The sequence below is a fragment of the Vibrio sp. QJM3NY_39 genome (assembly GCF_057785895.1).
Map to the genome: position 1 here is coordinate 364,560 of NZ_CM173505.1, position 25,034 is coordinate 389,593.

Sequence of the window (25,034 nt, forward strand, 5' to 3'; positions counted from 1 at the left end):
GAGAACATGACAAAACACGATAAAGCTATAACCCTCGCTTTCACTGGCGCATCAGGTGCGCCTTATGGCCTGCGTTTACTTGAATGCCTTTTGGCGGCGGATTATCAGGTCTATTTACTGATATCGTCGGCTGCGCGAGTGGTGTTGGCGACCGAGCATGAACTTAAGTTACCTGCAGGACCCGATGCAGCGAAACAAGCTTTGGTTAAACACCTTGGGTGTGACCCCGAAAAGCTGGTGGTGTGTGGCAAAGATGATTGGTTCTCACCGGTTGCCTCTGGCTCTGCAGCGCCGAAGCAGATGGTCGTTTGTCCATGTTCAGCGGGAAGCTTGGCTTCAATTGCTCATGGCTTATCGGATAATCTGATTGAGCGTGCTGCAGATGTGGTCATGAAAGAACGAGGCCAACTGTTGTTGGTGGTTCGTGAGACGCCATTCTCGACGCTGCACTTAGAGAACATGCATAAGCTATCGACTATGGGCGTGACGATCATGCCTGCCGCTCCGGGTTTTTATCATCAACCTAAGTCGATTGAAGATCTGGTCGATTTTATGGTGGCGCGCATTTTGGACCATCTTGGCATCGAGCAAGGTTTAGTGCCACGTTGGGGTTACGATCAACGTAATTGATCCAAACTTGATAGCTTATTGTTAAAATTCGAATTACAATTCTGAACACTCATCGGGGAGCGAACCATTCAAATAATGAATGCGAGCTGAGATCAAGCAAGTGCTTGGGACCCGTAAACCTGAACCAGATAATGCTGGCGTAGGAATTGAGTTAGGAACAACTTCTACCGTTCTCCTCCCTCAAACCTGTGCCGCTCAGACCATGGAGAGCGTCCAGTGAAATTTACATTAACAACTCTTGCTGTTACTACAGCCATCTCTTTTTCTGCCTTTGCTGCAGACAATACCCTAACGGTTTATACCTATGACTCTTTTGCTGCGGATTGGGGCCCTCGTCCTGCCGTTGAAAAAGCATTTGAAGAAAAGTGTGGCTGCGATGTGAACTTTGTCGCGCTAGAAGATGGCGTATCTATTCTGAACCGCTTACGTCTTGAAGGTGGTAACAGCAAAGCTGATATCGTGTTAGGCCTAGATAACAATCTGATGGCTGAAGCGAAAGCGACGGGCTTATTGGCTGAGCACAATGTTGATACGTCTTCAGTGACACTTCCTAACGGCTGGGACGACAGCACCTTTGTTCCTTATGATTTTGGTTACTTTGCGTTTATCTATAACAAAGAGAAACTAGCAAACCCACCTAAGAGCTTGAAAGAACTGGTTGAGCAGCGTGACGACCTCAAGGTTATTTACCAAGACCCACGTACATCTACGCCGGGTCAAGGCATGATGCTATGGATGAAGTCAGTATACGGTGATGAAGCGACAGCAGCTTGGAAGAAACTTGCTCAGAAGACGGTTACGGTTACTAAAGGTTGGTCTGAAGCTTACTCTATGTTCTTAAAGGGGGAGTCGGACTTAGTCTTGTCTTACACAACATCTCCTGCTTACCACATCATTGCAGAAAGTGATTCTAAGTATGCAGCTGCAAGCTTTGAAGAAGGTCATTACACTCAAGTGGAAGTGGCTGCGAAAGTTAAAGGCAGCAAAAATGAAAAACTGGCCGATGAGTTTATGGCGTTTATCTTAAGTGATGAATTCCAATCGGCGATGCCAACTGGCAACTGGATGTACCCAGTGACGGGTATCGAGCTACCCAAAGGGTTCGAGCAGTTAACAGTACCGCAGAAAGCTCTGAGTTTTACGCCTGAAGAAATCGCTGCTAAGCGTAAGCCATGGATTCGTGAATGGCAGAGTGCACTTACTTTTTAAAGGATTAGCTTTCTAGCTTAACTTTCTAAAGATGAGTTTCCTAAAGCTCAGCTTTCTAACTTTCTGTATTTAAAGGTTCGTTCGATATTAACTGAGTGAACCACTTACGGTAAAAAATCAATTTATGATAAAGAAAACACCTAAGGTCGGGATCTGGGTTGCGATACTCATTACCGCCTTTGTGGTTTCAGCAGTTGGGGCATTGCTTAGCAATGCCCCTTCTCTTGATATCAGCCAAGTATGGTCCGATCCTTACTATTGGCACGTAACGAAATTCAGTTTTTATCAAGCGACACTCTCAACTGTGCTGAGTGTTGGCTTTGCTATACCTATTGCTCATGCTTTGTGTCGCAGGCAATTTTTTGGGCGAGCTCTGTTGTTAAGGCTGTTCGCATCGACCTTGGTTTTGCCTGTGTTAGTCGGTGTGTTTGGTTTGCTTGCAATTTATGGCAACAGTGGTTGGTTAGCTAAATTTCTGGCGAACTTCGATATTGAATTACCATTCTCCATCTATGGATTGAATGGCATTTTGCTCGCACATGTCTTTTTTAATCTGCCCTATGCCAGCCGTTTACTTTTACAAGCTTTAGATACCGTGCCTGCCGAGCAGCACAAGCTGTGTGCTCATTTGGGTATGAGTCATTGGAATAAATTTAAATGGGTCGAATGGCCGCGATTGAGACAACAACTGCCTCATGTGTGTGGCTTAGTCTTCATGTTGTGCTTTACTAGCTTTGCTACCGTGATGGCGCTAGGTGGAGGTCCGAAATCGACCACTATCGAACTCGCTATTTATCAAGCGATTAAATTCGACTTTGACTTACAGGCTGGTGCCTTGCTCGCGATATGGCAAATGCTGCTGTGTGGAGTGCTCGCGGTGAGTATTCAGCGCCTGTCGAAACCTATTTCAGTGACGGCCAGTCAGTTGTCGGAAGAGAAATATTTGGTTAAGGACTGCTGGTGGTCAAAAGCTTGGGATAGCTTTTGGATCATAGTAGTCTCAATGCTGGTATTGCCGCCATTAGCCATGGTTATCGTCAGTGGTATTAACTCACAAGCACTAACTGTGCTCAGCAGCGAACCGTTTTGGGCTGCGCTAATGACCTCAGTTAAAGTTGCGTCCTTAGCAAGTGTTATTGCCGTCGGTATTGGTATTGCGATACTGCTGACCAGTCGTGCATGGCGTTTGCAGAACAAGAACTTTAGAGCCGATAAAATCGAGCTGATTGGTACCATTATCTTAGTGACACCAGGGTTAGTGATCAGTACGGGACTCTTCTTATTACTGCGTTCATTTACCGATGTATTTAGCTTAGCTTTCTTTATTGTGATTGCAGTAAATAGCTTAATGGCACTGCCTTATGTGATCAAAACCTTAGCCCAACCTATGTTGCATTTATCTCAACAGTATCAATACGTGTGTGCAAGCTTGGGAATGACAGGTTTCACACGTTTTAGGCTGGTGGAGTGGCGCGCACTACGTAAACCAATGGCGCAAGCCTTTTCTATTAGCTTTATGCTGGCGATGGGGGACTTGAGTGCCATTGCCTTGTTTGGTAGCCAAGATTTTAGAACGCTGCCTTTGTATCTATTCCAATTGTTAGGCAGCTATCAAATGGAAGCCGCCGCGGTGGTTTCTGTGAGTTTACTGCTGCTGAGTGTGGGCAGTTTTAGCTTAATAGAATTTTTATTTACTCGAAGCTCAAACCCTAATGCTAAAGAGTTAAGGAACCGATGATGTTAGTGATGAAAGAGGTGGACTACCACTATCACCGAGAGTTGTTTCGCTTTGATTTCCAAGCTGAGCAGGGCGACATTGTCGCGTTGATGGGGCCGAGTGGCGCTGGTAAATCAACGTTGTTGGCGCTAGTTGCGGGATTCATAGAGCCTACATCGGGTGAGATATCAGTGGCAGGACAATCGCTTATTGGTAAAGAAGCGCACCAACGTCCATTGGCGATGTTGTTCCAAGAACACAATCTTTTTGCCCATCTCACCGTACGTGAAAATATTGGTTTAGGGCTGCATCCAGGATTAAAGCTTACAGCAACCCAAAAGCTCAAAGTTGAGCAAGCAGCCGCACAAGTAGGTGTTGCAGAGTATTTAGATAGATTGCCTGAGCATTTATCGGGTGGCCAGCGCCAGCGTGTCGCGTTAGCCCGCTGTTTTGTTCAGCCTCATGATATCTGGTTGCTTGATGAACCTTTCTCTGCGCTTGATCCTTTGCTGCGCGAGGAGATGCTTAGCTTAGTGAAGCGATTAGCGGCAGAACGAAATATTACGGTATTGATGGTGACGCACCATTTAGGTGATGCACGCAGTATCGCGAATAAGTTTATTTTTGTGGCGCTAGGTAAGGTGTTGGTTGAAGACTCGATAGAGGTACTGACCGCTACTCATCCACAGCAAGAATTAAGTTCGTTTGTTAAAGCGGGTGAGTGACGACTGAGTATTGGTCTTGTGGGCTTTGACATTGAGTAAGTCGAAAAAAAAAGACCTAGCATGTGCTAGGTCTTTTATTATCTTTCTGAGCAAAGGGAGACTAAGATTAGTCGCCTTGCTTTAGCTCTTTTAAGATTTGGAAGATCTCGCGAGAAGACTTCGCTGGCTTGTTTGCTGATTTCTCTTTGTTAGCTTGGCGAGCTAGCTGACGAAGACGTTGACGGTCTGCTTCAGGGTACATTTCCATAACGTCAGAAATGGCAGCATCGCCTTCTGCAACAACGCGGTCACGCAGTTGTTCTAGTTTGTGTAGTTCAACTGTTGCTTGAGAGTGTTTGTTGCGAATTTTATCTAAAGCCGCTTGAATTGGCTCTGGATCTACATTGCGCATTACTTTACCAATGTATTGAAGCTGACGGCGCTTTGCTTCATTTTTAAAGCGTTGTGCATCTTTAATCGCTTGTGCCAGGTCTTCAGACAAAGGGAACTTATCAAGAATAGAAGGCTTTAGTTCAACAAGCTCTTCTCCCAGCTTTTGCAGGGCATCCATGTCCGTTTTCATTTCTGTCTTACTTACCCAGATGATTTCTTCTTCTGGTTCCCATGGGGCTTTTTGGTTTTTGCGAGCCATCTTTTCTGCCTATGTCACTATCTCAAACGAATATATTGCCTATTTTAGCAAGAATCTTGGGGAGAAAGCGAAATTCTTGTTATCCTACCTAATATTGACCTAAAAAATTAGAATAGATATGGATGTAAAACAGCAAGTCGCCCAGCAAAGAGTTGAGCTAGAAGCCGCAGTAGCTAAAGCGTTGGATATGGCATCAGTGAGTGCAGACGCAGCTGAGGTCGCTATTACTAAGTCAACGGGTTTAAGTGTTTCAACACGTATGTGTGAAGTGGAAAACGTTGAATTTAATAGTGATGGTGCTCTAGGTATTACTGTTTACCGCGGCCAGAAAAAAGGCAGCGCATCTACATCTGATCTGAGTGAAAAGGCAATTGCTCAAACAGTAGCGGCTGCGCTTGATATTGCTCAGTACACTTCTGAAGACCCATTTGCAGGTCCTGCCGCAAAAGAATACATGGTAAAAGAAATTCCAGATTTGGACCTTTTTCACCCTGATGAACCAAACCCTGACTATGCCGCTGAGATTGCGATTGCTGCTGAGAAGCAAGCGCTAGCTTATAGCGACAAGATCAAGCAAAGTGATGGTGCAAGCTACGACAGTCACTATGGTGTTAAGGTTTATGGTAACAGCCATGGCTTACTGGCAAGCTACGCCTCAAGTCGCCATAGCACGAGCTGCTGTGTGATTGGGCAAGGCGCTAATGGTGAAATGGAACGTGACTACAGCTACACCGTTGCACGTCATCGTGATGAGCTATGGGCGCCTGAGCGTGTTGGTCAAGAAGCGGCAGAAAAAACCATCAGCCGTTTGGATGCTAAAAAGCTACCAACAGGCCAATATCCAATTATGTTCGCGAACGATGTCGCTACAGGTCTAATTGGCCACCTTGTGATGGCAATTAGCGGTGGTAATCTTTACCGTAAGTCTTCGTTCTTACTGGATCATCTAGGTCAGAAAATCTTGCCAGATTGGTTCAATATCTCTGAGCGTCCCCATATCTTACGTGGTTTGGCTTCAAGCCCATTCGATAGCGAAGGTGTGTTCACTCAAGATCGTGAAATTATCACCGATGGTGTGTTAGCAACTTACCTGCTAACGAGCTACGCCGCACGTAAAATGGATATGACGCCAACAGGTCATGCGGGTGGTATTCATAACTGGTTCGTTAAATCGACTGGTCAAAACTTTGAGCAAATGCTAAAAGAGTTAGGCACAGGCTTCCTTGTGACTGAAGTGATGGGTCAAGGCGTGAATACCGTGACAGGTGATTACTCTCGTGGTGCTGCAGGTTTCTGGGTTGAGAACGGAGAGATCCAATACCCAGTATCGGAAGTGACGATCGCGGGCAATCTAAAAGATATGTTCACTCAGATTGTAGCGGTAGGTAACGACGTTGAAACTCGTTCACAAATTCAAACAGGTTCTATCCTGCTTGAATCGATGAAAGTCGCGGGTGAGTAATTTGCTTTAGTTTAAATCTGAAGCTCAAACCGGAAGTGTAAATCTGACATATTAAAAAGGGGGCCTCTGGCTCCCTTTTTGTATTCAGCATCTCGTCTTAGAATAGGCTATCTGTTTATTACACTAGATATGTATGAGTTAGATAAGAATGGTGGCTAGGCCTAAGAATACCGATAGGCCAATCACATCGGTTACTGTGGTCAGAGCCATACCGCCAGCAAGGGCAGGGTCGATATTCATCTTCTTCAGCATTACAGGAATGGTTACACCGGCAATACCCGCGACAATCAAGTTTGTCATCATCGCTGCTGAGATGATGCCTCCCAAGATCCAATTGCCTTTCCAAGCAACCACTATACCGCCAATGATAACGGCCCATAGAATGCCGTTAAGGAAGCCGATAGAGGCTTCTTTGAGTAGTAGTTCGCGTTTGTTACTGTCACCAATGTGACCAAGCGCTAAACCACGAATCACTAGAGCGACGGTTTGGTTACCTGCAACACCACCCATGGACGGTACGATAGTCATCAAAACGGCAATCGCGGCCATCTCATTCAGTGTGGCCTCAAACATATTAGACACAGACGCTGCCGCGAGTGCTGCTAAAACGTTTGCGCCTAGCCATACACTACGACGACGAGCAGATTTTACGACCGGTGCGAAGGTATCTTCATCATCGTCCATACCCGCCATACTCATCATCGAGTGTTCAGCATCTTCACGAATGACATCAACCACATCATCGATCGTGATACGACCTACAAGGTGTTGATTTACATCGACAACAGGAGCTGACACCCAGTTACGACGTTCGAACAGGCTGGCGATATCAGAGGCACTGGTTTCAACGGCGATCGCTTCGTCGGCATCTTCCATCACTTCTGAAACAGACACATCAGGCTGGGTTGTAATCAGTGTGCTGAGCGATAGGTTACCAATGAGGCGTTCGTCGTCATCGATAACATATAATGCATCGGTAGCGTCAGGTAATTCACCACGCATACGTAAATAACGCAGTACGACCTCAACATCGACATCACCGCGGATCGTGATTACGTCGGTGTTCATTAACGCACCCGCTGAATCTTCAGGGTACGAAAGGGCAGTTTCTACTAATGCACGATCGACAGAGTCCATTTGGGAAAGGACTTCTCGAGAAACATCGTCCGGCAGGCTTCGAAGTACGTACGCGACGTCATCGGTTTCCATACCCTCGGTCGCTTCTGCCAAAGTTTCTGGTGCCATTTTTGACACAAGAGCATCTTTGACATCTTCGTTTAGCTCATCAAGAATTTCACCGTAGTCTTCTGGATCGGTGAGTTGCCAGAGTACGTCACGACTTTTGCGAGGGGAGGCTTCTAAAAGGTGTGCAATATCCTCAGGTTCCATATCCTGAAGTTGTCGGCGTACGTGAACAAATCGGCCGTTTTCTAGGGCTTCGCTGACTTCTTGGAGGGTTTGGTGAGCTTGGTCGAATTCTAATTGCTCTGCCATATTTTCCTCCTATCTCATTATTCTAACAATGCTTGGAATAGTAACTTAATTCTGGGGCTTATTTAAATCATTAACTTAGGTAGAACTAAGAATTAATATTGGTTGATGCGTGGTTTGAGTTTTAGATGTTGTGAGTGAAGCGTTTTTGCTACTCGCCCTCATCAAACCGGTCTTCAATTAGGTGACAAACGGCATCAAGCGCTTGCTGTGAATCGGTGCCTGCGGCTTGGATAGTGATGTGTTGCCCTTGCGCCGACTCCAGCATAAGTAGCCCCATTACACTGTCTGCTGTTGCCGTTTTATCTTCTTCACTATGGATAGTGATGGTTGCATCAAAGCTTTGTGCAAGCTCAACCAATTTTACGGCTGCTCTAGCGTGAAGACCCAAGCGATTTTGGATCAGTACAGTTCGAGTTAATTCCATGGTTAGCCCTGTTGGTGCTTCTCTAGGGAGGCGTGTCTGATTTGAACTTGATGGCCAAGTTGTTCGAAGTATTCACCAATTTTCTGAGTTAGGTAAACCGAGCGGTGTTTACCGCCAGTACAACCTATCGCGACCGTTAGATAACTGCGATTATTCTTCTCTAACATTGGCAACCACTGCTCAACAAAGCCTTGAATTTGCTGCTTGAGTTCAAGAACTTCTGAATGTTTTTCAAGAAAAGAGTGAATGGGTGCATCAAGGCCCGTTAATGGTCGCAGTGCTGGTTCCCAGTGAGGGTTTGGCAAAAAGCGAACATCAAACACATAGTCGGCATCACTTGGTAGTCCGTATTTGAAACCGAAAGATTGAAAGACAATGATCAGCTCTTGCTTCTCTTTGCCTTCAACTTTAAATCGTACCTTTTCGCTCAATTCATAGAGGTTGCAGTCACTGCTGTCAATCACAATGCTGGCTTGCTCTGCGAGAGGTGTTAGGAGTGTCTTTTCTAGATCAATCGCTTGCTCAAGAGATAACTTTTCTTGGCCGATCGATAAAGGGTGGATTCTGCGTGTTTCGCTGTAGCGTTTGAGTAGCGTTTGCTTACTTGCGTCTAGAAAAAAAACGTTCACATCAATATCAGTAGCGGCTTCTAGTTGTTCTAGTGTCTCTGTAACTAACTGCGGTTCTTTCGGTAGGTTGCGAATATCAATGCTAACAGCGACGTTTTGATTGATCTCGCGTACCGATTCGACGAAGTCGCTTAGCAGGTTTACTGGCAGATTATCAACACAGTAATACCCCAAGTCTTCAAGGACTCGTAACGCAACACTTTTACCGGCCCCAGATTGGCCACTCACAACGATTAATCGCATGTTATTGCTCGCAAGTTGGCACTTGGATCATGATGTCGTAAAGCTCTTGATCGCTTTGAGCATTACGCAACTGTTTAAGAGTCTGTTTGTCGTTAAGTCGTTCTGCCATACATGAAAGGGTTTTTAGATGCTCCTTGCACTGTTCACTTGGAACAAGCAGGGCAAATAGTAGGTCGACAGGACGATTATCAATCGCATCAAATTCGATTGGGTCTTGGCATTGTAGTAATACAGCTATCGCTTTATCACTGACATTCATACGAGCATGAGGAATAGCGATGCCATTACCAATACCAGTACTGCCCATTTTTTCACGGCTCAACATGCACTCAAACAGTTCTGTTGAATCTTGACCACAGCTTTCTGCAGCGATCTGACTGATGAGCTCAAGGGCTCTTTTTTTGCTTGTGCATTGGACTGCACTTTTGGTGCAGTTCAATGAAAGTACTTCGCTTAATTGCATGTTAGTGACTACTTAGCTTTTCTTTGTGCTTGTTGAGTTGGCGGACGAGTTTATCAACCAATGAATCAATCGCGGCATACATGCTTTCATCAGTTGCTGTCGCATGGATTTCCCCCTGATTTATATGCAGGGTAGCTTCCGCGATTTGATTGATTTTCTCAACTTTTAAAACAACCTGAACGCTATTGATATGATCAAAGAAGCGCTCAAGTTTGTCGAATTTAGTGCGAACATAGTCTTGCATTGAATCGGTAAGATCAACGTGATGGCCTTGAATATTGATTTGCATAGACTTTCCTTTTCAGTTGGTTGCCAGGTTATAACCAAATTAATAGTTAACTAAATAGCTAACTAAATTAGCTTATAGCAGGCGTTTACGCTGACTCGATGGGGCAATGCCCAGAGACTCACGGTATTTCGCTATGGTACGTCTAGCTACCTGAATTCCTTGGTCAGCCAGTAAAGCAGCAATCTTACTATCACTGAGAGGCTTCGCGGTATTTTCCGCTGCGACAAGCTTCTTAATCAGTGCGCGAATTGCTGTAGATGAACATTCACCGCCATTGTCAGTGCTGACATGGCTTGAGAAAAAGTATTTGAGTTCGAAGATGCCACGTGGCGTGTGCATGAATTTTTGAGTCGTCACACGAGAGATCGTGGATTCGTGCATATCAACGTCTAACGCAACATCATTCAGAACCATTGGCTTCATCGCTTCTTCGCCATGTTCGAAGAAATCACGCTGATGTTCAACAATGCATCGCGCAACTTTGAGTAGCGTCTCATTTCGGCTTTCTAAGCTTTTGATTAGCCATTTTGCTTCTTGCAAATTTGAGCGAATGAATTGGTTGTCTGCGCTGCTGCCCTTACTACCAAGAGCGGCATATTGCTGATTTACTTTCAGCTTAGGGACACTATCAGGGTTAATGGTGACTAACCACTTTCCAAGATCTTTGAACACCGTTACGTCAGGAACCACATATTCAGTTTCGTCCGGTGTAATTTTACTGCCAGGTCGAGGATCCAATTGCTGAATCAACTGCAGAACTTCACGTAGTTCCGCTTCTTTCAGCTTGGTTTCTTTGATGACTAATTTGTAATCGCGGTTACCGAGTTGGTCGATGTGGCTAGTAAGTACTAACTTAGCTTCGTTAAGCCAAGGGGTATCCTGGGGAAAGGTTGCCAGTTGCAGTAACAAGCAATCTTGTAGGTTCACTGAACCGACACCCAGCGGGTCAAACTGCTGAACTCGTTTGCGGACGGCTTCAATCTCATCAAGCTCTACTTCTTCGCTATCGAAGTTTTCAAGGATATCTTCACAAGATACGGTGAGGTAGCCATAGTCATCAATGGCATCAATCAGCGCGAAAGCAATGCTTCGGTCAGTTTCAGAGAATGGTGTTAGGTCGAGTTGCCAAAGTAGGTAATCGTGTAGGCTTTGAGTCGTTTCGCCTTGATAAACAGGCATGTCGTCATCAATCGCAATACCAGTGTTACCTGTGTTTGCGCTGTAGACGTCTTCCCAAGTTGTGTCGATTTCTAGTTCGTTGCCAATTTCTGATTTTTCGATTAAGTCTGAACTATCAGGTAAATCTTGCTCTGTGGCTTCAACTGTTTCTTTCTCGTCACTGCTAGGTTTCTCTTCCGATGTAGGCGTATCTTCATTGCCTTCTTCGACATCGAGTAGTGGATTAGATTCAAGTGCTTCTTGAATCTCTTGCTGCAAATCTAAAGTAGACAATTGCAACAAACGAATCGCTTGCTGCAATTGAGGAGTCATTGCTAACTGTTGGCCTAGCTTAAGTTGTAATGAGGGTTTCATTCAGTGTGACTTACCTAGTTATTATTCTTAGAACTCTCGATACTCTCTATATAATCATAGACGGAATTGTTCGCCTAGATAAACTTGTTTAACTTGTTCGTTATTGAGAACATCTTCAGGAGTACCCTCAGCGATCAGATGTCCTTGGCTTACGATATAAGCTTTTTCACACACATCTAATGTTTCACGAACGTTGTGATCGGTAATCAAAACGCCCAAGCCGCGATCACGTAGGTGAACAATGATTTTCTTGATATCGATAACTGAGATCGGGTCAACACCGGCAAACGGTTCATCCAGCAGAATGAATTGCGGGTTTGCTGCTAGAGCTCGAGCAATCTCCACACGACGACGCTCACCACCTGACAGAGCCATACCATTACTGGTGCGGATATGTTGGATGTGGAACTCTTCTAGAAGGTCTTCCAGCTTATCTTGGCGCTGTTCGTTAGTCATTTCATCACGGGTTTGTAAAACGGCCATGATGTTGTTCTCAACAGACAACTTACGGAAAATAGATGCTTCTTGCGGTAGGTAACCGATACCAAGACGAGAACGACTGTGCATTGGCAAGATACTGATGTCACGGTCGTCAATGCTGATAGTACCTTCATCACGTGCAACCAGGCCAACTATCATATAGAAAGAGGTCGTTTTCCCCGCACCGTTAGGGCCAAGCAGACCAACGATCTGGCCTGACTCTACCTGCAAGCTTACATCGGTAACAACTTTGCGCTTGCTGTAGGTTTTCGCTAGGTTTTTTGCTTTAAGAACAGCCATCGTTACTTATTCACTTCCGTTGGTTGTAAAACCGTTGACACTCGTTTGTTTTCACCACTGTCAGCGACTAATTTTTGAGAGCCGATCTGGTAGGTGATCTTAGAGCCACGAATGATGCTGCCATCTTGAGATAGCATTGCATTCTTAGTCATGATCAATTTGTCGGCAACAAGCTGGTAATGTAAGTCGTCAGCTTCACCGTAGAGTGTCTTCCCGTCGTCAGTCAGTTGAGAGAAGGTCGCTGGCTTACCGAAGCCTTGAATTTCTTCAATCTCACCGTTTACGGCGTTGCGGGTAACAATAACCTTATCGGCATTGATATTGATGCTGCCTTGCTTAAGGTTTACATCACCAAGGAAAGTCACTTGGTTACTTTTCATATCCAATTGCTGGCTGTCTGAGTCAATGTAGACAGGTTGCTCGCTATCCGAAGAAAGGGCATAGACATTAGGCGCCGCAAGGGTCAAAGCGAATAAACTAAGGTGTAAGAGTTTCATATCTACCTTGAACAGAATTAAAGAGGGTTGCATTGTTGGTACCGAAGTTACCTTTCATTGCTTGTCCCTCAGTTTCAAAAAATGTACCGATCATATGGACCGGAGTCTCTGAATAAAAATCTCGGCTAGGCAGCTCAACAACCATTTTATCTGTGGTCATTGTATCGAAGCTGGCTTCTGGCAACAGGTTCTTTGCCACGACGTTGTCATAAAACGTGACAACTTGATTCTCATCCATAATCGCGCGATCAGCGGTGACTTGCCATTCAATCGTGTGCCCTTCTCTGAATACCGAAAGAACCGGGTTTTGAAAGTGCGTATCGCCAACCACTGAGTAGTGCTCTAAATACGTCGATTCAACCTGATAGCTACGAATACCGCTTTCGTCATAGCTAATGTTGTTTAGACTTTTGCCACTAAACGCGGGCAGCTCCAAATTTGGAGCCACTTGTATCGTTGATGTTTGCTCTTTGTCGTACAAGTAATAGGTCGACCAAGAGGCAATAAATATGAGTATTAAATAGATAATACGAGTAAAACTCATATGCTTAAACCTTTATGCACGTCGAGTTCATTTCTTGCTTGTAAAATAAGGTCGCAAACTTCACGTACCGCACCGTGACCACCGTTAATGGTTGTCACGTAATTTGCACGCTTTGCAAGTAGTGGATGACCATCTGCAACACATACTTTCAAGCCAACTTTTTCCATCACAGGCCAGTCGATCAGATCGTCTCCGATGTAGCCCGTATTTTCAGGATTCACTGAAAGTTTATCGCAAATATCTTGATAGGCCTTAACTTTATCATCCTGACCTTGGTAAATAAGCTTAATACCGAGAGCGGTCATTCGATTCTCAACAATTTGAGATTTACGGCCAGTGATGATTGCAATTTCGATACCGGCGCTCATCAGTGACTTAATGCCATAGCCATCACGAGTGTGGAAGGTTTTTAGTTCTTCACCGTTGTTGCCCATGTAGATGCGACCATCTGAGAATACGCCATCGACATCGCAAATAAGCAATTTGATCTCTTTTGCTACGGCAAACACTTCTGAATCTACCGTGCCGTATAGAGTTTCGACTGTCTGTGTCATTACATTACTCCTGCTTTGAGTAAGTCATGCATGTTTAACGCTCCGACTAGTTTGCCTTCATGGCACAACATTAGGCCATTGATGCTCTTAGCTTGCATCAAGTTCAAACCCTCAACCGCGAGCATGTTTGGTTCTGCTACCGTCGGATTTAGCGTCATCACATCGCCGATCTGCGTATCATGGATATCGATGCGCTTGTCTAGGATACGGCGCAAATCACCATCAGTGAAAATACCGGCCATTAGACCGTCTTCACCCACGACTGCCGTCATCCCCAAGCCTTTTTGAGATATCTCCAAAAGAGCGTCTCGTACCAATGCTTCCGGTGTTACCACTGGGAGTGCATCGCCCGTATGCATGATATCTTCAAGCTTCAATAATAGTTGTCGACCCAAAGCGCCGCCAGGGTGGGACAAAGCAAAATCTTGCGCAGTAAAGCCTCTGGCTTGTAAAAGTGCGACGGCTAATGCATCACCCATCACCAAGGTAGCCGTTGTACTGGTTGTTGGCGCAAGACCAAGTGGACACGCTTCTTCTGGTACTGATATTTGTAAATGAATATCAGATAACGTCGCCATGTTTGATGCTGGCTTACCTGTCATGCTGATAATCTTGATGTTCAAACGCTTCAATACCGGGAATAAGCTTAGGATTTCACCTGATTCGCCAGAGTTGGATATTGCTATCACAACATCGCCAGCCCCGATCATTCCTAAGTCACCGTGCGCAGCTTCCCCTGGGTGTACGAAGAAAGCGGATGTCCCAGTACTTGCTAGTGTTGCTGCGATTTTTTTGCCGATGTGGCCAGATTTCCCCATGCCCATCACAACCACTTTTCCTTTGTTGTTCAGGATAAGGTCGCAAGCTTTGCAAAAGTCATCATTAAAATATTGGTCCAATTGAGTAAGACCTGCAACTTCGGTTTCCAAAACTTGCTTTGCAACACTGCGATAATCGAATGACTGAGACATTAAATACTCCAAGTACGGGAAGTTAAATCAATAATTAAGCTGACATGTTCATAAGTAGGTAAGCTTGGTAGGCCACGAATGTCACAATTAACACACCGCCTTCAATACGATTCACACTACGTGATTTACCTAGCGCCATGACGACAAGCAGTAGCGATACGCCTAGCATTACCCAGAAATCACGACCCATCGCAAACTCGCTCAAGACTGAAGGGTTGAGGATGCCAGGGATACCCATAACAGCAAGGATGTTGAATACGTTCGAGCCAATGATATTACCCACGGCCATATCATCCTCACCCTTCATTACGCCAGCAAGTGATGCTGCTAGCTCAGGCAGACTTGTACCAACGGCAATAATGGTTAAACCAATCACAAGGTCGCTCATGCCAAAGAATTTCGCGATAACAACGGCGTTATCAACCAACATGTTGGCAGCTAGAGGCAGAATTATCAGACCAACTACCACCCACATTGCGGCTTTAGGGTTGCTCACGCCTTCAGGAACTTCAGATTCTTGTTCTTCAAGGAAGGCATCGCCGTTCTTTTTCTCACTGCGGCTGATTTGCAGCATTGCGAATAAGAATGCGGCAAAAAGAACAAACAACAATACGCCTTCGTAGAACCCTAAATGGTTGTCCCACAGCAAAGCACCCGCTAGTAGAGTGACACCAATCATCAATGGTAGTTCACGGCGAATCACACCAGAGCTAATTGATAGCGGTTTGATAAGCGCTGTAATACCCAAAATCAGTGCGATGTTGGCGATGTTTGAACCGAGAACGTTACCTACAGCCGTATCTGTTTTTCCATCAAGAGCAGCTGTTGCTGAAACCATCATTTCAGGAGCCGAAGACCCCATTGCTAGAATCGTCATACCGATAACTAATGGTGAGATACCAAAGTTGCGAGCAAGAGCAGCGGCGCCGTAAACCAGCTTATCTGCACTCCACACCAAAAAACCTAGACCGATAATAAGAAACGCAATCGCTTCAAGCATGATGATTCCTAAAAAATTAATAAAAAACGGAGAATTAACCGCTAATTTTGACCTGTTGCTAGATAAAAGGGAAGTCACTCGGCAAATTAATTACCAGTTAGCAGGCAAGAAAGAGAGCTCAATAGATAATTTTCTAAGGCTTTCAAATCCCTGCATAGATTCCTGTTTAATATGAATTAATTGAACAGTGCTTTTAATTCTAAAGTAGACTCATTATTATTGCAGCCATAATTGGCGTATTTTAAAGCAAGGAAACAACAAAAATATGTTGAACACTGAGCTTGTGAAAGTTAAGAACCTCAGCTTCTCACGCGGTGAGCGCGTTATCTTTGATGACATCAGTTTAGAGGTGCCTCAAGGCAAAATAACCGCAATCATGGGCCCGTCAGGGATCGGTAAAACGACCTTGCTGCGTTTGATTGGCGGACAATTACCGCCAGATGAGGGCGAAATTTGGTTTGATGGCGACAATATCCCTGCATTATCACGTCGAAAGCTATATCAAGCACGTAAAAAAATGAGCATGCTTTTCCAATCGGGTGCACTTTTTACTGATCTTAATGTCTTTGATAATGTGGCGTTTCCGCTGCGAGAGCACACTGAACTTAACGAAAAATTCATTCGTACCATCGTATTACTTAAGCTTGAAGCGGTAGGGTTACGAGGTGCTGCGCAATTGATGCCGAGTGAATTGTCTGGTGGGATGGCGAGACGTGCTGCGTTGGCTCGTGCGATCGCATTGGATCCTGAACTTATCATGTACGATGAGCCGTTTGTTGGCCAAGACCCGATCACTATGGGCGTCTTGGTTGAGCTGATCCGTAATCTCAATCAAGCTTTGGGCTTGACCTCTATTGTCGTTTCTCATGATGTGCCTGAGGTGATGAGTATTGCCGATTGGGTTTATCTGATGGCTGATGGAAAAATCATTGCTGCTGGTGCGCCTGATGAGCTGTACAACAACAGCGATCCGAGAGTGCAGCAATTTTTGCAAGGTGACGCGGATGGCCCTGTGCCGTTTAGATTTCCTGCGAAGAGCTTAAAAGAGGATTTGTTTTAATATGATTGTTAAAGCTATTGCGGGTGTCGGTAAGCGAACACTTGCGATCTGTGAGTCATTTGGTCGAGCAAGCCTGATGTTATTCGGGGCTTTGTTTGGCATCCCGAGACTAAAGAATTTCCCTTTATTCGTTAAACAACTTTATAGCGTTGGTGTTCAGTCATTAGCTATCATTTTAGTTTCGGGTTTGTTTATTGGCATGGTGCTCAGCCTGCAAGGCTATGTCGTGTTAATCGACTACGGTGCTGAAGGTAACCTTGGTCAAATGGTCGCGCTTTCACTGTTACGTGAGTTGGGCCCAGTGGTGACTGCGTTATTGTTTGCAGGCCGCGCAGGTTCAGCATTAACGGCTGAGATCGGCTTAATGAAAGCAACCGAACAGATCTCTAGCCTTGAGATGATGGCCGTCGATCCTCTTAAACGCATTATTGCGCCACGCCTTTGGGCCGGGCTTATTTCAATGCCACTGCTCGCGATGATCTTTATGGCGGTCGGGATTTGGGGTGCTCAATTGGTTGGTGTCGATTGGAAGGGCATTGACCACGGTAGTTTCTGGTCTGCGATGCAGTCTTCCGTTGAGCTAGGTCGAGATATTGGTAACAGCACGATCAAATGTATGGTCTTTGCTATCACAGTAACTTGGATCGCACTTTTTAATGGTTATGATGCGGTACCGACCTCAGAAGGTATTAGTCAGGCAACCACACGCACTGTAGTGCACTCTTCTCTAGCGGTATTAGGGCTAGATTTTGTTCTTACCGCATTGATGTTTGGGAATTAATCATGCAACAAACTCGAAAATTAGAATTATGGGTCGGCACCTTTGCTATTGTCGGAATTTGCGCAATCTTAATCATGATCTTTCAAGTCGCTGACGTAAAAGGCTTAGGTTCGAACCATACTTACAATCTAAAAGCGACCTTTGACAACATTGGTAGCCTAAAAGTTCGCTCTCCAGTGAAGGTGGGTGGCGTCGTTGTCGGTCGAGTTAAAAGTATTGAGCTTGATACCGAGAGTTACCTTCCTGTCGTTGAATTATCTATTGATGCGAAGTACTCACAATTTCCAGATACCTCTAGTGCTCAAATCTTAACGTCTGGCTTAATCGGTGAGCAGTACATCAGTCTGGTTCCTGGCTTCATTTTTGATGATGAAGAGATGTTGGTTGATGGTGATTCTATTGAAGACACCAAGTCAGCATTAGTACTAGAAGATTTGATTGGCCAAGTGCTGTATAGCGTTGGTGGCTCTGATGACAGCGAAGTTAAGGAATAAGATGATGTTGAAAACTATTAGTCACTTCAAAGTTATCGGTTACTTGAAATCAATGTTTATGGTAGCAATGGCTTCACTTATTTCTGCTCAAGTTTTTGCTGCAGAATCGATTGATCGCACTCAGCCTTATCAGATGATGACGCAAGTTGCTGAAGTGGCATTTGATCGTTTAAAGAGTGAGCAAGAGAATATCCAGCAAGATCCTGAGTTATTGAAGGTCATTGTGGAAGATGAATTGATGCCTTATGTGAACGCGCAATATGCGGCACTTAAGTTGTTAGGACCTAACCTAAAAGGGGCGGACAGAAAAGACGTACGTGTATTTATCGATGCGTTCCGTAAATACCTCGTTTCTTCTTACGCTCAAGTACTGACTCAGTACTCGGATCAGACGATTGAATTTGGTCCAGAACCAAAAATCAAAGCAGATAGCCGTATTACCAGTATTAAGGTTAGTATCTTAGATACGCCGCGACCAAACATTAAGCTTGAATTTAAGCTACGCAAAGACAAGAAGTCAGGCGAGTGGAAGGCGTTTGATATGGTTGCTGAAGGTATTAGCCTGTTATCGAGCAAGCAATCAGAGTGGAATACTAAAATTCGTCAAGAAGGCATTTTACAAGTTGCCGATGAATTAGAGAAACTTGCAGCACAACCGATTCGTTTTGAGAGTAATAAATAATGAGCCACTCTCAATGGCAAGCACTAAGCTCTAAAGAGTATCAGCTGCTCGGTGACATAGACCGAGACAGTGTCCCTGCAATCTGGCGTATATTGGAAAAGTGGCAAACGACGGAATCGAGCGTTGAAATTGACCTTAGCCATATAAATCGAGTCGATTCAGCAGGAATGGTGATGCTAATTCACTTATTAGAGCATGCAAAAAATCAAAACTGTCATATAATGCTCAGTTTCGTGCCAGAACAATTACGAACGTTGTTCCAATTGAGCAATATCCAGCCAATGATGGCAGAACACATAAAAAATTAGGCAGGAGCTATTTGTGGACAGCACAAAAGTACAAGAATTATTAGCAGCGGCACTGAACCTTCAGGAGATTTTCGTGAAGGGTGAAGGCAGTCATTACGAAGTTGTTGCGGTTGATGCATGTTTTGACGGCATGAATCGAGTTAAGAAGCAGCAACTAATCTACGGCCCACTAATGGAATACATTCAACGCAATGACATCCATGCTCTTTCTATTAAGGCTTTCACGCCAGAAGAGTGGGAACGTGATAAGAAACTGATGTCACTTTAAGGTTTATGATGGAAAAGTTTCGAGTTATTGGATCGGATAAGCCGTTAAGCGGTGAAGTGACGATCTCAGGCGCAAAAAATGCAGCGCTACCTATTTTATTCGCCTCAATCCTTGCTGAAGAGCCGGTTGAAGTGAGTAATGTTCCTCACCTACGTGACATCGATACTACGATGGAATTGCTTAAGCGTTTAGGCGCAAAAGTATCACGTAACGGTAGTGTTCATGTTGATGGCAGCGAAATTAATGAATTTTGTGCGCCTTACGATTTAGTAAAAACAATGCGTGCTTCTATTTGGGCTTTAGGTCCTCTAGTCGCTCGTTTTGGTGAAGGCCAAGTGTCACTTCCTGGTGGTTGTGCAATTGGCGCTCGACCTGTTGATTTACATATCCATGGCCTAGAGCAACTAGGTGCGACCATTAAGTTGGAAGATGGTTATGTAAAAGCAAGTGTTGACGGCCGTTTGAAAGGCGCGCACATCGTGATGGATAAAGTAAGTGTGGGCGCCACCATTACTATCATGTGTGCAGCAACACTTGCTGAAGGAACAACTGTTTTGGACAATTCAGCGCGCGAGCCTGAGATTGTTGATACGGCTGATTTCCTAAACAAACTAGGTGCTAAGATTTCTGGCGCAGGTACAGACACGATTACTATCGAAGGCGTTGAGCGTCTTGGTGGTGGTCATCACTCTGTGGTTGCTGACCGTATCGAAACGGGTACGTTCCTTGTTGCTGCTGCTGTTTCTGGCGGTAAAGTGGTTTGTCGCAACACCAACGCTCATCTTCTTGAAGCTGCATTAGCGAAGCTTGAAGAAGCGGGTGCGAAGGTTGAAACAGGCGAAGACTGGATCAGCCTTGATATGACAGACCGTGAGCTGAAAGCGGTGAAAATCGTAACAGCACCTCACCCAGGTTTCCCAACCGACATGCAAGCACAATTTACTCTGCTTAACATGATGGCGAAGGGCAGTGGTGTTATCACTGAGACTATTTTTGAAAACCGCTTTATGCACATCCCTGAGTTACAGCGAATGGGCGCAAAAGCGGAAATAGAAGGCAACACGGCTATTTGTGGTGAAACCAAAAAATTGAGCGGCGCTCAAGTAATGGCAACGGACCTTCGCGCATCTGCGAGTCTTGTTATTGCTGGCTGTATTGCTCAAGGTGAAACCATTGTTGACCGTATTTATCACATCGATCGTGGCTACGATAAGATTGAAGATAAATTGTCAGCCTTAGGCGCAAACATTACACGGTTTAGCGAGTCGAACTAACTTAGGTTAGTGAGTTCATGAATCAGTAAGATGAAAACAGAAAAGTCGGAACCTTGGTTTCGGCTTTTTTATAGTTGTATTTACCGTCAGTGAATCTGTTGCCTATTTTGTGCAAATAGATGAATCAACTTGGCGGTTGTGAGGAACAAAATGATAGCAATATTACGTATTTTCGCAGTGGCGATATTTGCGATTCTTATGTTTGTATTTGGGTGTGGTTACTGTCTACTAAGCCCACGCAACCCGAAACACGTATTTACCTTTGGTCGTTATTTCGGTCGTATGTCGAAAATCTTTGGTATGAAGTTAGAGCTTCGCATCCCGGAAGATGCTTACTCTCGTGGCCAACATGTTTACGTTGCAAACCACCAAAATAGCTGGGATCTATTCACGATTTCATCAGCGGTAACACCTAAAGTTGTGACTGTTGGTAAGAAGAGCTTAGCGTGGATGCCTCTTTTTGGTCAGCTGTATTGGCTGACGGGTAATATCCTAATCGACCGAGCTAACCGCAGCAAAGCGGTAGGTACGATTGACCAAGTGGTTACTAGCCTTAAAGAGAGTGATGTTTCAGTATGGATGTTCCCTGAGGGGACTCGTTCTCGTGGTCGTGGTTTGTTGCCATTCAAAACGGGTGCTTTCCATGCTGCGATTGGCGCTGGCTTACCTATTATCCCTATCGTGTGTAGCTCAACAGGTGGCGTGAAGCTGAACCGTTGGAACAATGGTCATGTGATTGTTGAAATGCTGCCACCAATCAGTACTGAAGATTACGATAAGTCTAATGTTCGTCAACTGGCTAACCTAGCTCGTGAGCAGATGGCTGCGAAGCTTGAAGAGTTAGACAAAGAAGTGGTTGAGCTTAATAAGAAGTAATCATCTAAGCGAAACGATGAACAATAAAAAAGGTTGCCAATTGGGCAACCTTTTTTGTATCTGATAAACGCTCAGCTTTATGCCAACTTGTTTACTAGAAACCGTTTATTCTAGATATTAAAACCTATTTGCGAACCGCAATAGCTTCGATCTCGATACCTACATCTTTTGGCAGACGCGCTACTTCAACACATGAACGTGCAGGGTAGTTTGCAACACCGTGCTCATCAAAGAACTTACCGTAAACTTCGTTTACTGTACCGAAGTCGTTTAGGTCTTTAACGAATACCGTTAGTTTTACGATGTCTTTTACAGTCAGGCCAGAAGCTTCAACAACCGCTTGAACGTTGTCTAGAGATTGGCGAGCTTGCACTGCGATATCAGCAGATACTTCACCAGTTGCTGGGTTTACTGGGATTTGACCAGAAGTCAGAACCATATTACCAAGGTCAACACCTTGTACGTATGGGCCGATTGCAGCTGGAGCTGATTCTGTGTGAAGTACTTTAGTCATTGGTTATTCCATCAGTTATTGGATAAAAAGCGATTTTTAGTGTGCCTTCAAACTTAGGATAGGTAAAGAGCAAAATACCCCGCACAGGCGAGGTATTGAATAGTTTTTGCGTTCGATCGATGTTGCCGTATGACGTTATCTTTCTGTCACGATCTCACGAGAGAAGACTTTTTCGCAGTATTTACACTTCAATCGAATATCTTCTTTCTTTTCAAAGATCTGAAAGCTGCTTTCTACGGGCTCATTGTGAGTAATACAGTTGGTGTTTGGACACTCAAACACATCGTTGATTTGCTCAGGAAGTTCTAGTGGTAGCTTCTTAACCACTTCGTAATCTTCGATTTGGTTTACCGTTGCGTGAGGTGCGTAAAGTGCTAACTTGCTCGCCTGTTCTTCCGTGATAAAAACATTCTCTATCTTGAGTAAGTCTTTGCCGCCTAGAGCAGAAGATGGCAGGTTTAGGCCAATTGTCACTCGCTGATTTGAGTTATGCATGTCGAACAGTTTGAGTACCTTGATCCCGATGTTGGCTGGGATATGGTCGATAACCGTTCCGTTCTTGATTGCTTCAACTTTTAATTGAGTCTCTTTAGACATGATATCTCTCCTCTACAGCGTTTCGTTAAGAACAAGGGCTAGCAGTGCTTCGCGTGCGTAAACACCGTTCTCTGCTTGCTGGAAGTAGTAAGCGTAAGGTGTTTTATCGACATCGACAGTAATTTCATCAACACGAGGAAGAGGGTGAAGAACCTTTAGGTTATCACGTGCATTTTCCAGCATTGGAGCCGTCAGGATGTACGCTGATTTGATGTGCGCGTATTCCGATTCATCGAAGCGCTCTTTTTGAACTCGAGTCATGTACAAGACATCAAGCTCTGGAATGACATCTTCCATGTCTGTCAGCAGTTGATACTTGATACCCGCCTCATCAAGTTCTTCGCAAATGTAGTCTGGCATCGCCAGTGCTTCAGGTGCCACGAAGTAGAAACAGATGTTATCGAACTTCGCTAGCGCTTGAGTCAACGAGTGAACCGTACGGCCGTACTTAAGGTCACCAACGAATGCAACGTTGAGGTTGTCTAGGCGGCCTTGTGTCTCAGCGATAGAGAATAGGTCTAATAGCGTTTGTGTTGGGTGTTGGTTTGCGCCGTCACCTGCGTTAATAACCGGTACACCGTTAGAAAACTCAGAAGCCAGACGCGCAGCACCTTCTTGAGGATGACGCATTACGTAAGCATCAACGTATGAAGAGATAACCTGTACCGAGTCCGCTAGCGTTTCGCCTTTCTTCGCCAGTGAAGTGTTACCACCACTGTCGAAACCAATCACATCACCACCGATGCGTTGAATAGCCGTTTCAAAAGAGAGACGAGTTCGCGTTGAAGGTTCGAAGAAGCAGCTGGCAACAACTTTGTTCTTGATGAGTTCTGGGTTTGGTTCAGCCTTTAGCTGACCTGCCGTTTGAACAATTAATTCTAGCTCTTCACGAGAAAGCTCTGGAATTGAGATGATGTGCTTTTGATAGAGCGAATTCGCCATGATCTTCTTCCCCACAATAATGTATTGGCCATAAAAAAGCCCCCCATAATGGGAGGCTTTAAAAAAGTGCTGAAAAGCAGAATAGACGGCCTGGCAAGCATGCTAGCTTGCGAGCAATATTTGGTGTTTCCACAATTTTATTATGTGTTTTCACAATATCATTATGTTTTATCACAACATTGCTTGGCGTCATTTTCACTACTCTCAGACAAATTGCCGAGAATTATACGCTTTCAATCTGTGAGCGCAAGCGATTACATCAAGCTTTTGTTTATGTTTGATTCTTCGTTATTGACCTAAGGTCGCAACCATTACCGCTTTGATGGTGTGCATGCGATTCTCAGCTTCATCAAACACAATTGAGTAATCAGACTCAAAGACTTCATCTGTTACTTCCAAACCGTTCATTCCATATTTGTCTGCGACTTGTTGGCCGATTATGGTTTCATTGTTGTGGAAAGCAGGTAGGCAATGCATGAACTTCACTTGAGGGTTACCAGTAAGCTTTATGACATCCATATTCACTTGGTAAGGTGTCATTACAGCCACACGTTCGTCCCAAGCTTCTGGTGCTTCACCCATAGAAACCCAAACATCGGTGTAAAGGAAATCACAGCCTTTCACGCCTTCGGCAACGTCTTCTGTTAGTGTGATTTTTGCACCTGTAGTTTGTGCAATAGCTTGGCACTCTTCGACAAGGTGCTCTTCTGGCCAGAACGCTTTAGGCGCGACAAGGCGAATATCCATGCCCATTTTTGCTGCACCTACTAGCAGAGAATTACCCATGTTGTTACGTGCATCGCCTAGGTAAGCAAAACTGATTTGATGCAGATATTTACCGCGACCATGCTCAAGCATAGTGAGGAAATCAGCCAAGATCTGAGTAGGGTGGAACTCATCGGTTAAGCCATTCCAAACCGGTACACCGGCATAAGCGCCTAAGTCTTCGACAATGCTTTGGCCAAACCCTCGGTATTCAATGCCATCGTACATGCGACCTAATACACGCGCCGTATCTTTCATTGATTCTTTCTGACCAATCTGAGAACCAGAAGGGCCTAAATAAGAGACTTGAGCCCCTTGATCAAAAGCAGCTACCTCAAAGGCACATCGAGTTCGAGTGGATGCTTTTTCAAAGATCAAAGCGATGTTTTTACCGTTAAGCTTTTTCTGCTCTGTACCTGCATACTTAGCTTTTTTAAGGTCGGCAGATAGGTCGAGTAAAAACTGAATCTCTTTAGGAGTAAAGTCGAGAAGTTTTAGAAAGTTACGATTGCGAAGATTAAAGGCCATCTCTCGCTCCTTGCGTATATAGAATCAATGAAGAACTCAGTTAAACATAAAAATGCTATATTTGTGAATATTTATTTTATTAATTTGATAAAAAAGGCCAGTACAATGGTACTGGCCTAGATAAGTTAGCGTGTTCGCTTTATCGAGTTT

General features: G+C 44.7%; 30 protein-coding genes and 1 riboswitch. Of the genes, 13 read left to right on the plus strand and 17 right to left on the minus strand.

The window, feature by feature from the left end; genetic code table 11:
• Nucleotides 1–6 precede the first annotated feature (6 nt).
• The 4 genes from AC3CHU_RS01740 (at nt 7) to thiQ (ending at nt 4,281) form a co-directional block, all read left to right on the plus strand.
• Nucleotides 7–630, plus strand: a complete 624-nt coding sequence (locus tag AC3CHU_RS01740) for a flavin prenyltransferase UbiX (RefSeq protein WP_016787846.1) — start codon at nt 7–9, stop codon at nt 628–630.
• Between the two features lie 43 nt (nt 631–673).
• A riboswitch (TPP riboswitch) is annotated at nt 674–793 on the plus strand.
• A gap of 53 nt (nt 794–846) precedes the next feature.
• Nucleotides 847–1,839, plus strand: a complete 993-nt coding sequence (gene thiB, locus AC3CHU_RS01745) for a thiamine ABC transporter substrate binding subunit (protein WP_146456662.1) — start codon at nt 847–849, stop codon at nt 1,837–1,839.
• A gap of 124 nt (nt 1,840–1,963) precedes the next feature.
• Nucleotides 1,964–3,577 (plus strand): thiamine/thiamine pyrophosphate ABC transporter permease ThiP, encoded by a 1,614-nt coding sequence (thiP, locus tag AC3CHU_RS01750; protein ID WP_065207454.1) that lies wholly within the window; start codon nt 1,964–1,966, stop codon nt 3,575–3,577.
• Nucleotides 3,577–4,281 carry a thiamine ABC transporter ATP-binding protein gene (thiQ, locus tag AC3CHU_RS01755; RefSeq protein ID WP_020477151.1) on the plus strand — a complete coding sequence of 235 codons (705 nt, stop codon included), beginning with the start codon at nt 3,577–3,579 and terminating at the stop codon, nt 4,279–4,281. Before thiP ends, thiQ begins: the two co-directional genes overlap by 1 nt.
• A 106-nt stretch (nt 4,282–4,387) precedes the next feature.
• Here the strand turns inward: thiQ and yjgA are convergent, their stop codons facing one another.
• Entirely contained in the window at nt 4,388–4,912 is a 525-nt protein-coding gene (gene yjgA / locus AC3CHU_RS01760; RefSeq protein ID WP_017083748.1) for a ribosome biogenesis factor YjgA, read from the minus strand.
• A gap of 118 nt (nt 4,913–5,030) precedes the next feature.
• Between yjgA and pmbA the strand changes: the two genes are divergently transcribed.
• Nucleotides 5,031–6,374 (plus strand): metalloprotease PmbA, encoded by a 1,344-nt coding sequence (gene pmbA / locus AC3CHU_RS01765; protein WP_017086694.1) that lies wholly within the window; start codon nt 5,031–5,033, stop codon nt 6,372–6,374.
• Between the two features lie 138 nt (nt 6,375–6,512).
• Here the strand turns inward: pmbA and mgtE are convergent, their stop codons facing one another.
• The 12 genes from mgtE to AC3CHU_RS01825 all read right to left on the minus strand — a co-directional run bounded on the left by mgtE (nt 6,513) and on the right by AC3CHU_RS01825 (nt 15,795).
• Nucleotides 6,513–7,868 carry a magnesium transporter gene (mgtE, locus tag AC3CHU_RS01770; protein ID WP_004735298.1) on the minus strand — a complete coding sequence of 452 codons (1,356 nt, stop codon included), beginning with the start codon at nt 7,866–7,868 and terminating at the stop codon, nt 6,513–6,515.
• 148 nt (nt 7,869–8,016) lie between these two features.
• Complete coding sequence (locus AC3CHU_RS01775; RefSeq protein ID WP_004735299.1) at nt 8,017–8,292, minus strand: HPr family phosphocarrier protein; 276 nt, start codon at nt 8,290–8,292, stop codon at nt 8,017–8,019.
• 2 nt (nt 8,293–8,294) lie between these two features.
• Entirely contained in the window at nt 8,295–9,164 is an 870-nt protein-coding gene (gene rapZ, locus AC3CHU_RS01780; protein WP_488524988.1) for an RNase adapter RapZ, read from the minus strand.
• A gap of 1 nt (nt 9,165) precedes the next feature.
• Nucleotides 9,166–9,627 (minus strand): PTS IIA-like nitrogen regulatory protein PtsN, encoded by a 462-nt coding sequence (ptsN, locus tag AC3CHU_RS01785; protein WP_488524989.1) that lies wholly within the window; start codon nt 9,625–9,627, stop codon nt 9,166–9,168.
• A gap of 1 nt (nt 9,628) precedes the next feature.
• Nucleotides 9,629–9,916: a ribosome hibernation promoting factor gene (hpf, locus tag AC3CHU_RS01790; protein WP_004735302.1), complete on the minus strand. Its 288-nt coding sequence runs from the start codon at nt 9,914–9,916 to the stop codon at nt 9,629–9,631.
• A gap of 72 nt (nt 9,917–9,988) precedes the next feature.
• Complete coding sequence (locus AC3CHU_RS01795) at nt 9,989–11,449, minus strand: RNA polymerase factor sigma-54 (protein WP_488524990.1); 1,461 nt, start codon at nt 11,447–11,449, stop codon at nt 9,989–9,991.
• Nucleotides 11,450–11,503: 54 nt separating this feature from the next.
• Nucleotides 11,504–12,229 carry an LPS export ABC transporter ATP-binding protein gene (gene lptB, locus AC3CHU_RS01800; protein ID WP_004735304.1) on the minus strand — a complete coding sequence of 242 codons (726 nt, stop codon included), beginning with the start codon at nt 12,227–12,229 and terminating at the stop codon, nt 11,504–11,506.
• A 2-nt stretch (nt 12,230–12,231) separates the two neighbouring features.
• Nucleotides 12,232–12,726 carry a lipopolysaccharide transport periplasmic protein LptA gene (lptA, locus tag AC3CHU_RS01805; protein WP_004735305.1) on the minus strand — a complete coding sequence of 165 codons (495 nt, stop codon included), beginning with the start codon at nt 12,724–12,726 and terminating at the stop codon, nt 12,232–12,234.
• A complete protein-coding gene (lptC, locus tag AC3CHU_RS01810) occupies nt 12,707–13,270 on the minus strand; it encodes an LPS export ABC transporter periplasmic protein LptC (protein WP_004735306.1) in 564 nt (187 codons plus the stop codon). The genes lptA and lptC overlap by 20 nt, the downstream gene beginning before the upstream one ends.
• On the minus strand, nt 13,267–13,824 hold the full coding sequence (gene kdsC / locus AC3CHU_RS01815; protein WP_054548282.1) for a 3-deoxy-manno-octulosonate-8-phosphatase KdsC: 558 nt from the start codon (nt 13,822–13,824) through the stop codon (nt 13,267–13,269). The genes lptC and kdsC overlap by 4 nt, the downstream gene beginning before the upstream one ends.
• The gene (locus AC3CHU_RS01820) at nt 13,824–14,795 is read right to left on the minus strand and encodes a KpsF/GutQ family sugar-phosphate isomerase (RefSeq protein WP_237300691.1); all 972 of its coding nucleotides are present in this window, start codon (nt 14,793–14,795) and stop codon (nt 13,824–13,826) included. The genes kdsC and AC3CHU_RS01820 overlap by 1 nt, the downstream gene beginning before the upstream one ends.
• 34 nt (nt 14,796–14,829) lie before the next feature.
• Nucleotides 14,830–15,795, minus strand: a complete 966-nt coding sequence (locus AC3CHU_RS01825) for a calcium/sodium antiporter (RefSeq protein ID WP_004735309.1) — start codon at nt 15,793–15,795, stop codon at nt 14,830–14,832.
• Between the two features lie 265 nt (nt 15,796–16,060).
• Here AC3CHU_RS01825 and mlaF point away from each other — a divergent pair, with 265 nt between their 5' ends.
• The 8 genes from mlaF (at nt 16,061) to AC3CHU_RS01865 (ending at nt 21,538) form a co-directional block, all read left to right on the plus strand.
• Complete coding sequence (gene mlaF / locus AC3CHU_RS01830; RefSeq protein ID WP_004735311.1) at nt 16,061–16,855, plus strand: phospholipid ABC transporter ATP-binding protein MlaF; 795 nt, start codon at nt 16,061–16,063, stop codon at nt 16,853–16,855.
• Nucleotide 16,856: 1 nt separating this feature from the next.
• Complete coding sequence (mlaE, locus tag AC3CHU_RS01835; RefSeq protein WP_004735312.1) at nt 16,857–17,636, plus strand: lipid asymmetry maintenance ABC transporter permease subunit MlaE; 780 nt, start codon at nt 16,857–16,859, stop codon at nt 17,634–17,636.
• A gap of 2 nt (nt 17,637–17,638) precedes the next feature.
• Nucleotides 17,639–18,130 carry an outer membrane lipid asymmetry maintenance protein MlaD gene (gene mlaD / locus AC3CHU_RS01840; RefSeq protein ID WP_237300690.1) on the plus strand — a complete coding sequence of 164 codons (492 nt, stop codon included), beginning with the start codon at nt 17,639–17,641 and terminating at the stop codon, nt 18,128–18,130.
• 52 nt (nt 18,131–18,182) lie between these two features.
• Nucleotides 18,183–18,812: an MlaC/ttg2D family ABC transporter substrate-binding protein gene (locus AC3CHU_RS01845; RefSeq protein WP_237300700.1), complete on the plus strand. Its 630-nt coding sequence runs from the start codon at nt 18,183–18,185 to the stop codon at nt 18,810–18,812.
• Nucleotides 18,812–19,120 (plus strand): STAS domain-containing protein, encoded by a 309-nt coding sequence (locus AC3CHU_RS01850; protein WP_004735315.1) that lies wholly within the window; start codon nt 18,812–18,814, stop codon nt 19,118–19,120. Before AC3CHU_RS01845 ends, AC3CHU_RS01850 begins: the two co-directional genes overlap by 1 nt.
• Nucleotides 19,121–19,133: 13 nt before the next feature.
• The gene (ibaG, locus tag AC3CHU_RS01855; protein WP_004735316.1) at nt 19,134–19,388 is read left to right on the plus strand and encodes a BolA family iron metabolism protein IbaG; all 255 of its coding nucleotides are present in this window, start codon (nt 19,134–19,136) and stop codon (nt 19,386–19,388) included.
• Nucleotides 19,389–19,396: 8 nt separating this feature from the next.
• Complete coding sequence (murA, locus tag AC3CHU_RS01860) at nt 19,397–20,662, plus strand: UDP-N-acetylglucosamine 1-carboxyvinyltransferase (RefSeq protein WP_054548286.1); 1,266 nt, start codon at nt 19,397–19,399, stop codon at nt 20,660–20,662.
• Between the two features lie 150 nt (nt 20,663–20,812).
• Nucleotides 20,813–21,538 (plus strand): 1-acylglycerol-3-phosphate O-acyltransferase, encoded by a 726-nt coding sequence (locus AC3CHU_RS01865; protein ID WP_004735318.1) that lies wholly within the window; start codon nt 20,813–20,815, stop codon nt 21,536–21,538.
• A 124-nt stretch (nt 21,539–21,662) separates the two neighbouring features.
• On the opposite strand, the gene AC3CHU_RS01870 is transcribed toward AC3CHU_RS01865, so the two are convergent.
• The 4 genes from AC3CHU_RS01870 to AC3CHU_RS01885 all read right to left on the minus strand — a co-directional run bounded on the left by AC3CHU_RS01870 (nt 21,663) and on the right by AC3CHU_RS01885 (nt 24,884).
• The gene (locus tag AC3CHU_RS01870; RefSeq protein ID WP_009847729.1) at nt 21,663–22,052 is read right to left on the minus strand and encodes a RidA family protein; all 390 of its coding nucleotides are present in this window, start codon (nt 22,050–22,052) and stop codon (nt 21,663–21,665) included.
• 135 nt (nt 22,053–22,187) lie between these two features.
• Nucleotides 22,188–22,649 carry an aspartate carbamoyltransferase regulatory subunit gene (pyrI, locus tag AC3CHU_RS01875; RefSeq protein WP_488524991.1) on the minus strand — a complete coding sequence of 154 codons (462 nt, stop codon included), beginning with the start codon at nt 22,647–22,649 and terminating at the stop codon, nt 22,188–22,190.
• Between the two features lie 12 nt (nt 22,650–22,661).
• Complete coding sequence (pyrB, locus tag AC3CHU_RS01880) at nt 22,662–23,591, minus strand: aspartate carbamoyltransferase (RefSeq protein WP_004735321.1); 930 nt, start codon at nt 23,589–23,591, stop codon at nt 22,662–22,664.
• Between the two features lie 288 nt (nt 23,592–23,879).
• Nucleotides 23,880–24,884 carry an ornithine carbamoyltransferase gene (locus AC3CHU_RS01885; protein WP_488518250.1) on the minus strand — a complete coding sequence of 335 codons (1,005 nt, stop codon included), beginning with the start codon at nt 24,882–24,884 and terminating at the stop codon, nt 23,880–23,882.
• Nucleotides 24,885–25,034: the final 150 nt, after the last annotated feature.

Excerpts from the sequence above, each read along its gene's own strand:
- AC3CHU_RS01740 (WP_016787846.1), top strand. The coding sequence starts at position 7 with ATGACAAAACACGATAAAGCTATAACCCTCGCTTTCACTGGCGCATCA.
- thiP (WP_065207454.1), top strand. The coding sequence starts at position 1,964 with ATGATAAAGAAAACACCTAAGGTCGGGATCTGGGTTGCGATACTCATT.
- thiQ (WP_020477151.1), top strand. The coding sequence starts at position 3,577 with ATGTTAGTGATGAAAGAGGTGGACTACCACTATCACCGAGAGTTGTTT.
- yjgA (WP_017083748.1), bottom strand. The coding sequence starts at position 4,912 with ATGGCTCGCAAAAACCAAAAAGCCCCATGGGAACCAGAAGAAGAAATC.
- pmbA (WP_017086694.1), top strand. The coding sequence starts at position 5,031 with ATGGATGTAAAACAGCAAGTCGCCCAGCAAAGAGTTGAGCTAGAAGCC.
- mgtE (WP_004735298.1), bottom strand. The coding sequence starts at position 7,868 with ATGGCAGAGCAATTAGAATTCGACCAAGCTCACCAAACCCTCCAAGAA.
- AC3CHU_RS01775 (WP_004735299.1), bottom strand. The coding sequence starts at position 8,292 with ATGGAATTAACTCGAACTGTACTGATCCAAAATCGCTTGGGTCTTCAC.
- rapZ (WP_488524988.1), bottom strand. The coding sequence starts at position 9,164 with ATGCGATTAATCGTTGTGAGTGGCCAATCTGGGGCCGGTAAAAGTGTT.
- ptsN (WP_488524989.1), bottom strand. The coding sequence starts at position 9,627 with ATGCAATTAAGCGAAGTACTTTCATTGAACTGCACCAAAAGTGCAGTC.
- hpf (WP_004735302.1), bottom strand. The coding sequence starts at position 9,916 with ATGCAAATCAATATTCAAGGCCATCACGTTGATCTTACCGATTCAATG.
- AC3CHU_RS01795 (WP_488524990.1), bottom strand. The coding sequence starts at position 11,449 with ATGAAACCCTCATTACAACTTAAGCTAGGCCAACAGTTAGCAATGACT.
- lptB (WP_004735304.1), bottom strand. The coding sequence starts at position 12,229 with ATGGCTGTTCTTAAAGCAAAAAACCTAGCGAAAACCTACAGCAAGCGC.
- lptA (WP_004735305.1), bottom strand. The coding sequence starts at position 12,726 with ATGAAACTCTTACACCTTAGTTTATTCGCTTTGACCCTTGCGGCGCCT.
- lptC (WP_004735306.1), bottom strand. The coding sequence starts at position 13,270 with ATGAGTTTTACTCGTATTATCTATTTAATACTCATATTTATTGCCTCT.
- kdsC (WP_054548282.1), bottom strand. The coding sequence starts at position 13,824 with ATGACACAGACAGTCGAAACTCTATACGGCACGGTAGATTCAGAAGTG.
- AC3CHU_RS01820 (WP_237300691.1), bottom strand. The coding sequence starts at position 14,795 with ATGTCTCAGTCATTCGATTATCGCAGTGTTGCAAAGCAAGTTTTGGAA.
- AC3CHU_RS01825 (WP_004735309.1), bottom strand. The coding sequence starts at position 15,795 with ATGCTTGAAGCGATTGCGTTTCTTATTATCGGTCTAGGTTTTTTGGTG.
- mlaF (WP_004735311.1), top strand. The coding sequence starts at position 16,061 with ATGTTGAACACTGAGCTTGTGAAAGTTAAGAACCTCAGCTTCTCACGC.
- mlaE (WP_004735312.1), top strand. The coding sequence starts at position 16,857 with ATGATTGTTAAAGCTATTGCGGGTGTCGGTAAGCGAACACTTGCGATC.
- mlaD (WP_237300690.1), top strand. The coding sequence starts at position 17,639 with ATGCAACAAACTCGAAAATTAGAATTATGGGTCGGCACCTTTGCTATT.
- AC3CHU_RS01845 (WP_237300700.1), top strand. The coding sequence starts at position 18,183 with ATGTTTATGGTAGCAATGGCTTCACTTATTTCTGCTCAAGTTTTTGCT.
- AC3CHU_RS01850 (WP_004735315.1), top strand. The coding sequence starts at position 18,812 with ATGAGCCACTCTCAATGGCAAGCACTAAGCTCTAAAGAGTATCAGCTG.
- murA (WP_054548286.1), top strand. The coding sequence starts at position 19,397 with ATGGAAAAGTTTCGAGTTATTGGATCGGATAAGCCGTTAAGCGGTGAA.
- AC3CHU_RS01865 (WP_004735318.1), top strand. The coding sequence starts at position 20,813 with ATGATAGCAATATTACGTATTTTCGCAGTGGCGATATTTGCGATTCTT.
- AC3CHU_RS01870 (WP_009847729.1), bottom strand. The coding sequence starts at position 22,052 with ATGACTAAAGTACTTCACACAGAATCAGCTCCAGCTGCAATCGGCCCA.
- pyrI (WP_488524991.1), bottom strand. The coding sequence starts at position 22,649 with ATGTCTAAAGAGACTCAATTAAAAGTTGAAGCAATCAAGAACGGAACG.
- pyrB (WP_004735321.1), bottom strand. The coding sequence starts at position 23,591 with ATGGCGAATTCGCTCTATCAAAAGCACATCATCTCAATTCCAGAGCTT.
- AC3CHU_RS01885 (WP_488518250.1), bottom strand. The coding sequence starts at position 24,884 with ATGGCCTTTAATCTTCGCAATCGTAACTTTCTAAAACTTCTCGACTTT.